Raw genomic sequence first — 8,633 nt, forward strand, 5'->3', positions numbered from 1 at the left:
CCCGGCCCTCCTCCCCAGAGCGGAGTACGTCGTGAACCCCTCAGCCCCCACCCTGGCCCTCGTGGAGAGCCCGGTCCAGCTGCTCAACGTGCTGGAGTGGGCCCACACCCGGAGCGGGGACGGCGGCCCGCTGCTGACCGCCGTCCCCCGCCAGCCCGGCCCCGCGCCGGATGGCCGGCCTGGCCCGGGGCGAGGGCCACGCCGTGCACTGGCAGGAGGCCCGCGGCGGCTCCGGCTCCCCGGCCGGCGCCCTCGCCGCCCTGGCCACCGCCGTGCGCCGGGCGGAGCGGATCCTGGTCGGCGACCCCTTCTCCCGCCTCCTCCAGCTGCTGCTGGTCCCGGCCCGGGCCGCCGAGCTGGTCGTCGTGGACGACGGCACCGCCACCATGGAGTTCGTCGCGCAGCTCGGCCGGGGCGAGCGGCTGCGCCGCTGGCACCGCACCGGCGGCGGGCCCGCGGCCCGGGCCCGGGAGCTCGCCTACGCCCCGGTGTCGGGCACCGCCCGGCGCCGGCTGACCCCGCGCGGGGGGCGGGCCGTCGAACTGTTCACCTCGATGCCGGTCACCCCGCCGCCGGGGGCCCGGCTGCGGGTCAACGACTTCGCCTGGACCCGGGCCCGCTTCGGCCCGCCCCGCCTGACCAAGGGCACCGACCTGGTGGGCACCTCCCTGGTGGAGACCGGGGTGGTCGACCCCTTCCGCTACCTCGACGCCGTACGCGCCCTGGCCCGGGAGCACGGCGTGACCCGTTACTTCGCGCACCGCCGGGAGTCGCCGGAGAAGCTGCGCGCGCTGAGCGAGGCGACCGGGCTGGAGATCGTACGCCCGGACCTGCCGCTGGAGCTGATCGCCCAGCGGGGCCCCATCGGCCGTACGATCGTCAGCTTTCCGTCCACGGTCGTCCACACGCTGCCGTACGCGCTCACCGGCACCGGCGTGACGGTCGCCGTATGCGATATCGACCCCGCCTGGCTCACCGCCACCGCCTCGCCCAGGGCCCGCGGCTTCCTCGCCGGAGTGGCCGGCACCGCCCGTGATGTGCGCAGACTCCCCCTGCGAGCGGCTCCCGCGGCCGGATGAGCGCGCGAGTTTACCCCCGGGCGCATCCGATCATGCGTCCAGAGGCCGCTTTTCTTTCCCCTAACGGCATGAATTTCTGGTGATCTCCAGACAGTTGACCCATCCGTGCGCCTACCCTTAAACGGGTGAACCAGTTGATGTCCCGCGAGTCCCTGCCCGCCCTGCCCGGCAAGCCCGACCGGCCCGAGCTGCCCGGCAAGCTTCCGGATCACCTGCGTGCCGAACTGATCGCCTTCCGTCGCGACTTGCACATGCACCCCGAACTAGGACACCAGGAGTTCCGCACCACGGCGGCGATCAAGGCGCGGCTGGAGAAGGCGGGGCTCCGGCCAAGGGTGCTGAAGTCCGGCACGGGGCTGATCTGTGACGTCGGCACCTGGGACGGGGGGCGGCCGATGCTGGCCCTGCGCGCGGACATCGACGCCCTGCCCATCCCCGACGCCAAGACGCACGTCCCGTACCGCTCGACGGTCCCGGACCGGGCCCACGCCTGCGGCCACGACGTGCACACCTCCGTCGTCCTCGGCGCCGGCCTGGTGCTCGCCGAGCTCGACCGCCAGGGCCTGCTGCCGCGCCCGGTGCGGCTGCTGTTCCAGCCCGCCGAGGAGGTGCTGCCCGGCGGGGCCACCGAGGCGATCGACTCAGGGGTACTGGAGGGCGTCGGCCAGATGATCGCGGTGCACTGCGACCCGCGCGTGGACGCGGGACGGATCGGGCTGCGGTCCGGTCCGATCACCTCGGCCTGCGACCGGCTGGAGGTCACCCTCACGGGCCCCGGCGGCCACACCGCCCGCCCGCACCTGACCACCGACATGGTCACCGCCGCCGCCCGGGTCGCCGTGGACGTGCCGGCCCTGCTGACCCGCCGGATGGACGCCCGCTCGGGCATGTCGGTCACCTGGGGCCGGATCGAGTCCGGGCACGCCTGCAACGTCATCCCGATGCACGCGGAGCTCTCCGGCACCGTCCGCTGCCTGGACCTGAACGCCTGGTACGAGGCCCCGGACATGATCTACGCGGCCATCGACGAGGTCGCGACGATGCACGGGGCCAAGTTCGAGATCAACCACGTGCGCGGGGTGCCGCCCGTGGTGAACGACCCGGTGGTCACCGAACTGCTCAGGGAGTCCATGGCGGCCCGGCGCGGCATCGAGTCGGTCGAGGACACCGAGCAGAGCCTCGGCGGAGAGGACTTCTCCTGGTACCTGGAGCACGTCCCGGGCGCGATGGCCCGCCTCGGCGTCCGCAAGCCCGGCGACACCGCCAAGCGGGACCTGCACCGGGGCGACTTCGACGTCGACGAGTCCGCGATCGAGGTCGGCGTGGAGTTCTTCACGGCCGCCGCCCTGCTCGACGGGCGCCGATCAAGGCCCTCCACGTAAAAAATCAAGTAAATCTCCGTACAACATCAGCGGGTCCCCTGTCGGACCTGTCCAGCCCTTGGTACACAAGGGCTGGACGCTCCCGCTGTTACCAACCGGTCACTGTCCGGTTCGCGACGATCCGATAACGACTCATGAACGGGCCTTTAACTGACATCTACGCGCGTTACGATCGCCGCGAAACCAGCGCCGGTCGTGGCGCTTCGGTCAGGTTTTGAAGGAGCCTCCCCTTGCGCCGGATCACCAGGATCGCCACCGTGGGCATCGCGTCCGCGGCGCTGGCCCTCTCGGCCACCGCCTGTGGCGGGAAGAAGTCCTCGGACGCCTCGTCCTCCTCGTCCTCCTCCTCGGAGTCGAAGAGCGCCAGCGCCGCCATCGCGTACGACGTCGGCGGCCGCGGCGACCAGTCGTTCAACGACGCCGCCTACGCGGGCCTGGAGAAGGCCGCGAAGGACCTCAAGGTCAAGACCGCCGAGGCGGAGCCGACCGAGGGCGAGAGCGAGGCCGACAAGGTCCAGCGCCTCACCGAGCTGGCGCGCAAGGGCAACAACCCGGTCATCGGCGTCGGCTTCTCCTACGCCCCGGCCATCGAGAAGGTCGCGAAGAAGTTCCCGAACACCACGTTCGGCATCATCGACGACACCTCCAAGACCGGCTCGAACATCGCGAACCTGGTCTTCAACGAGGAGCAGGGCTCCTACCTGGCCGGCGTCGCCGCCGCCAAGGCGTCCAAGACCGGAACGGTCGGCTTCATCGGCGGTGTCGAGGTCCCGCTGATCAAGAAGTTCCAGGCGGGCTTCGAGCAGGGCGTCAAGGACACCAACCCGAACGCCAAGGTGCTGTCGGCCTACCTGACCCAGCCGCCGGACTTCTCGGGCTTCGCCAAGCCGGACCTCGGCAAGGCCGCCGCCAAGGGCCAGCTCGACGGTGGCGCCGACGTGATCTACGCCGCCGCCGGCCTCGCGGGCTCGGGCGCCATCGAGGCCGCCTCCTCCGCCGGCAAGTGGGCCATCGGTGTCGACTCGGACCAGTACAACCAGCCCGGTCTGGCGAAGTACAAGGACCACATCCTGACCTCGGTCACCAAGGACGTCTCCCTCGCGGTCTTCGACCTGATCAAGTCGGTCAAGGACGGCAAGCCGGAGTCCGGTGAGGTCCGCTACGGCCTGGACAAGAACGGTGTCGCCCTGGCGGACTCCAACCCGCAGTACAAGGCGATGAGCGACGTCACCGCCGCGGTGGAGAAGGCCAAGGCCGACATCATCGCCAAGAAGATCAACGTCAAGACCGCGCCGTAAGGCCCCTGTCTGACGCCTGATTCGTGGTCTCCGGGGTCCGGAAGCGGTCAACCCGCTCCCGGACCCCGTACCGCGTCTCCGCCCCCAGTCCGTGCGGACTTGTGGCCAGTTGGCCGCAAGTTTTCACTTCCGACAGTGCTACGCGCGTAGAGGCATCGTGGACGCGATACCTTCTCTCCCCGCCCTGTCCTCCTCCTGCCACTTGGCTCAATCCCGGCTCCTTCCGCGCCAAGGAGAGTGCGTCATCAACGCGTCCAGCCCCCCTCTCGCCGTAGAACTGCACGGCATCACCAAGCGTTTCCCCGGCGTCGTCGCCAACAAGGACATCGCCATCTCCGTCCGCAAGGGCACGGTCCACGCCCTCATCGGTGAGAACGGCGCCGGCAAGTCGACCCTGATGAAGATCCTCTACGGCATGCAGAAGCCGGACGAGGGCACCATCGCCATCGACGGGGAGCAGGTCTCCTTCAACAACCCCGGCGAGGCCATCGCCCGCGGCATCGGCATGGTCCACCAGCACTTCATGCTGGCCGACAACCTTACGGTCCTGGAGAACGTCGTCCTCGGCGGCGAGAAGCTCTACGGCATCGGCGGCAAGGCCCGCAAGAAGATCATGGAGATCTCGGACGCCTACGGCCTCGGCGTGCGGCCCGACGCCCTGATCGAGGACCTCGGCGTCGCCGACCGCCAGCGCGTGGAGATCCTCAAGGTCCTCTACCGCGGCGCCAAGACCCTCATCCTCGACGAGCCCACCGCCGTGCTCGTGCCGCAGGAAGTGGACGCGCTCTTCGACAACCTGCGCGAGCTCAAGGCCGAGGGCCTGACGGTCATCTTCATCTCGCACAAGCTGGGCGAGGTGCTGAAGGTCGCCGACGACATCACCGTCATCCGCCGCGGCACCACGGTCGGCACCGCCGACCCGAAGACGGCCACGACCAAGCAGCTCGCCGAGCTCATGGTCGGCACCGAGCTGCCCTCGCCGGAGACCCGCGAGTCCACGGTGACCACGACCCCGATGCTGAAGGTCGAGGGCCTGACGGTCGCCGAGTCCGGCACCGTCACCACCCCCGAGACCTCCGCACCGGTCCTGGGTGACTCCGACACCGACCTGCGCGAGGCCCCGGTCGCCGGCCGCCTGCTGCTCGACGACGTCGCCTTCACCATCCACAAGGGCGAGATCCTCGGCATCGCCGGCGTCGAGGGCAACGGCCAGACGGAGCTGATCGAGGCCCTCATGGGCATGATCGCCCCGGACGCGGGCGTCATCACCCTCGACGGCGCCGACATCACCAGGATGCCGGTCCGCAAGCGCCGCGAGGGCGGCATCGGCTACATCCCCGAGGACCGCCACCGGCACGGCCTGCTGCTGGAAGCCCCCCTCTGGGAGAACCGCATCCTCGGCCACGTCACCGAGAAGCCCAACTCCAAGGGCGGCATCCTCGACCCGAAGGCCGCCCGCAAGGACACCGAGCGGATCGTGCGCGAGTACGACGTCCGCACCCCCGGCATCGACGTCACCGCGGCCTCCCTCTCCGGCGGCAACCAGCAGAAGCTGATCGTCGGCCGCGAGATGAGCCACAATCCGAAGTTCCTGATCGCCGCCCACCCCACCCGCGGTGTGGACGTCGGCGCGCAGGCGCAGATCTGGGACGCCATCCGCGAGGCCCGCCGCGAGGGCCTGGCCGTGCTCCTGATCTCGGCCGACCTGGACGAGCTGATCGGCCTGTCCGACACCCTCCGGGTCATCTACCGCGGCCGCCTGGTCGCCGACGCCGACCCGGCGACGATCACCCCCGAGGAGCTCGGCACCGCCATGACCGGCGCCGCCAGCGGGCACCTCGAAGCCCATGACGACCACTCCACCGGGGTCGACGGCGACACCACGGAGGACGAGGCCCGATGAAGAAATTCGACAAGGACCGGCTGCTCCTGGCAGCCGCCGGACCGGTGCTCGCACTGGTCAGCGCCCTGGTGCTGACGATGATCGTGCTGGCCGCTTCGGGCGTGGACCCGATCGACCCGCTGCGGATCATGATCGAGCAGGCGGGTTACGAGGACATCCAGGTCCTGATCGTCAACCAGGCCGGCATCTACTTCCTGGCAGCCCTGGCCGTGGCCATCGGTTTCCGGATGAACCTCTTCAACATCGGCGTGGACGGCCAGTACCGCCTCGCCGCGATGGTCTCCGCCGTGGTCGGTGCGGCGGTCTCGCTGCCCGCCCCGCTGCACATCCTGCTGATCGTGCTCATCGCCATGGCGACCGGCGCCTTCTGGGCGGGCATCGCGGGCATCCTCAAGGCGCGCCGCGGCGTGAGCGAGGTCGTCTCCACGATCATGCTCAACGCCATCGCGACCTCTCTGATCGCCTGGCTGATCCTGCCGAAGAACCTCGGCGTGCAGCCGGCCGGCTCGAACGACCTCACGACCGGTGACATCCCGGAGTCCGGCTGGTTCCCGGCCGTCTCCCTGTCCGGCGGCGACATCTACGGCTTCACCTTCATCGCCTTCGCGCTCGGCGTCGTCTACTGGTTCGTGCTCAACCGCACCCGCTTCGGCTTCGACCTGCGCGCCTCCGGCGCCAGCGAGTCCGCCGCGCAGGCCTCCGGCGTCGAGCCCAAGAAGATGATCATGACCGCGATGCTCATCTCGGGCGCGGTCGCGGGTCTGACCGGTATGCCGCTGCTGCTCGGCGAGTCGCACACGTACAACCTGTCCTTCCCCCTGGGCGTCGGCTTCACCGGCATCACCGTGGCCCTGCTCGGGCGCAACAACCCGATCGGCATCTTCTTCTCGGCCTTCCTGATCGCCTTCATCGACAAGGCGTCCGCGGGTCTCGACACCGAGGGCTACGCCAAGGAGATCGGCACGATCATGCAGGGCCTGATCGTGATCGCGGTCGTCGTCAGCTACGAGCTCGTCCGCCGCTACGGCATCCGCCGCCAGCAGCAGAAGGTCGGCGAAGAGCTGGCCGCCGGCCACGCCCTCAAGACCGACAACAAGGAGGTCGCGGCGTGAGCACCAGCACCGTTTCCGCGACGAGCGCCGCGCCCAAGAAGGGCGGCGGACGCCGCAAGCTCACCCTCCCCTGGATCCTGCTGATCATCGCGGCCGGCCTCGCGCTGGTCTCCGTGGTCCGGCTGATCTCCGGCGCCAACGACCTGACCTCCGTCGGCCAGTTCTCCGGCGCCCTCCAGCTCGCCGTGCCGATCGCCCTCGCCGGCCTCGGCGGCCTGTGGGCCGAGCGCTCGGGCGTGGTCAACATCGGCCTCGAAGGCATGATGATCCTCGGCACCTGGTTCGGTGCCTGGGCCGGCTACCAGTGGGGCCCGTGGACCGGTGTCGTCCTCGGCATCATCGGCGGCGCCCTCGGCGGCCTGCTGCACGCGATCATCACCGTGACCTTCAACGTGAACCACATCGTCTCCGGTGTGGCGATCAACATCCTGGCCGTCGGCTTCACCCAGTACCTGTCGAACTTCACCTTCGACAAGACCCCGGGCGGCTCCTCCAAGCAGTCCCCGCGCATCGAACCGATCACCGAGATCACCGTCCCGGGGCTCTCGGACTGGCTGGCCACGCTCCAGGGCAAGCACTGGTTCCTGATCTCCGACGCCGCCGGTGCCCTCGGCGGCCTGGTCACCAACCTCTCGCTGCTGACCGTCGTCGCCGTGCTGCTGGTCCCCGCCACCTGGTGGGTGCTGTGGCGGACCGCGTTCGGTCTGCGCCTGCGCTCCTGCGGTGAGAACCCGGTCGCCGCCGAGTCCCTCGGCGTCAACGTCTACAAGTACAAGTACATCGCCGTGATCGTCTCCGGTGCGATGGCCGGCCTCGGCGGCGCGTTCCTCGCGATCGTCTCCACGGGCATCTACCAGGAGGGCCAGACCGGCGGCCGCGGCTACATCGGTCTCGCCGCGATGATCTTCGGCAACTGGATGCCGGGCGGCATGGCCCTCGGCTCGGGCCTCTTCGGCTTCACCTACAGCCTCCGCCTGCGCGGCGGTGCCGAGAACGTGCACGCGATGCTCCTGCTCATCGCGATCCTGCTCGTCCTCGCCGTCGCCTGGCAGCTGTACAAGAAGAAGTACCTCCAGGCCGGCATCGCCGCGGTCTGCTCCGCCGGGCTCTTCGTCTGGTACGCGCTCACCGACCAGGTGCCCAGCCAGTTCGTGGACGCCGCCCCGTACGTCACCACGCTGCTGGTGCTCGCCCTGTCGGCGCAGCGCCTGCGCATGCCGAAGGCGGACGGCATGCCGTACCGCAAGGGCCAGGGCAAGTGACCCCGGCTCCGGCGGTGGACTGGGAAGCCCTGCGGACGGCCGCGCGGTCCGCGATGACCCGCGCCTACGCCCCGTACTCGGGCTTCCCGGTCGGCGTGGCCGCCCTGGTCGACGACGGCCGGACGGTCACCGGCTGCAACGTCGAGAACGCCAGCTACGGCCTCGGCCTGTGCGCCGAGTGCGGCCTGGTCTCCTCCCTCCAGGCCACGGGCGGCGGCCGCCTCACCCACTTCACGTGCGTGGACGGCAAGGGCGAGATCCTCGTCCCGTGCGGCCGCTGCCGCCAGCTGCTGTACGAGTTCGGCGGCCCGGACCTGCTGGTGGAGACACCGGACGGGATCCTCCCGCTGAGCGCGATGCTGCCGCAGGCCTTCGGGCCCGACCACCTCAGACAGCCGTGACGACGGCCCTCCGCCCCACCGGGCGGAGGGCCGTCGGCCGTCTTCGAGCCGCGCTCGACCCGCACCTGAACTCCTTGAACCTCCTTGCAACCCCCTGAACTCCCTCCCCTCATCTCTATGCGCGTAGAAGGAAGTCACCTCATGGACGTCATCTCCGTCATCCGGACCAAGCGGGACCGCGGTGAGCTGAGCCCCG

At 70.1% G+C, this 8,633-nt stretch carries 6 protein-coding genes and 1 pseudogene; all 7 read left to right on the forward strand.

Translation table 11 applies throughout. From position 1 onward, the window contains the following. Nucleotides 1–31: 31 nt before the first annotated feature. Nucleotides 32–1,079 (forward strand): annotated as a pseudogene (locus VR44_RS28570) (hypothetical protein). Nucleotides 1,080–1,216: 137 nt separating this feature from the next. Further along, nucleotides 1,217–2,461, forward strand: coding sequence for an amidohydrolase (locus VR44_RS28575; RefSeq protein WP_045950501.1), 1,245 nt, complete (start codon nucleotides 1,217–1,219; stop codon nucleotides 2,459–2,461). 230 nt (nucleotides 2,462–2,691) lie between these two features. After that, complete coding sequence (locus VR44_RS28580) at nucleotides 2,692–3,759, forward strand: BMP family lipoprotein (protein ID WP_045950502.1); 1,068 nt, start codon at nucleotides 2,692–2,694, stop codon at nucleotides 3,757–3,759. A 244-nt stretch (nucleotides 3,760–4,003) separates the two neighbouring features. Next, complete coding sequence (locus tag VR44_RS28585; RefSeq protein WP_045950505.1) at nucleotides 4,004–5,662, forward strand: ABC transporter ATP-binding protein; 1,659 nt, start codon at nucleotides 4,004–4,006, stop codon at nucleotides 5,660–5,662. Beyond that, nucleotides 5,659–6,774 (forward strand): ABC transporter permease, encoded by a 1,116-nt coding sequence (locus VR44_RS28590; RefSeq protein ID WP_045950503.1) that lies wholly within the window; start codon nucleotides 5,659–5,661, stop codon nucleotides 6,772–6,774. Before VR44_RS28585 ends, VR44_RS28590 begins: the two co-directional genes overlap by 4 nt. Next, on the forward strand, nucleotides 6,771–8,036 hold the full coding sequence (locus VR44_RS28595) for an ABC transporter permease (protein WP_045950504.1): 1,266 nt from the start codon (nucleotides 6,771–6,773) through the stop codon (nucleotides 8,034–8,036). Before VR44_RS28590 ends, VR44_RS28595 begins: the two co-directional genes overlap by 4 nt. Beyond that, complete coding sequence (locus VR44_RS28600) at nucleotides 8,033–8,437, forward strand: cytidine deaminase (RefSeq protein WP_094191968.1); 405 nt, start codon at nucleotides 8,033–8,035, stop codon at nucleotides 8,435–8,437. The genes VR44_RS28595 and VR44_RS28600 overlap by 4 nt, the downstream gene beginning before the upstream one ends. Nucleotides 8,438–8,633 lie beyond the last annotated feature (196 nt).

Source organism: Streptomyces katrae (genome assembly GCF_000966975.1).
GTDB lineage: Bacteria > Actinomycetota > Actinomycetes > Streptomycetales > Streptomycetaceae > Streptomyces > Streptomyces katrae.

What these genes read in the sequence shown, in the direction of transcription:
- VR44_RS28575 (WP_045950501.1), top strand. Translation starts at nt 1,217, where the DNA reads ATGTCCCGCGAGTCCCTGCCCGCCCTGCCCGGCAAGCCCGACCGGCCC.
- VR44_RS28590 (WP_045950503.1), top strand. Translation starts at nt 5,659, where the DNA reads ATGAAGAAATTCGACAAGGACCGGCTGCTCCTGGCAGCCGCCGGACCG.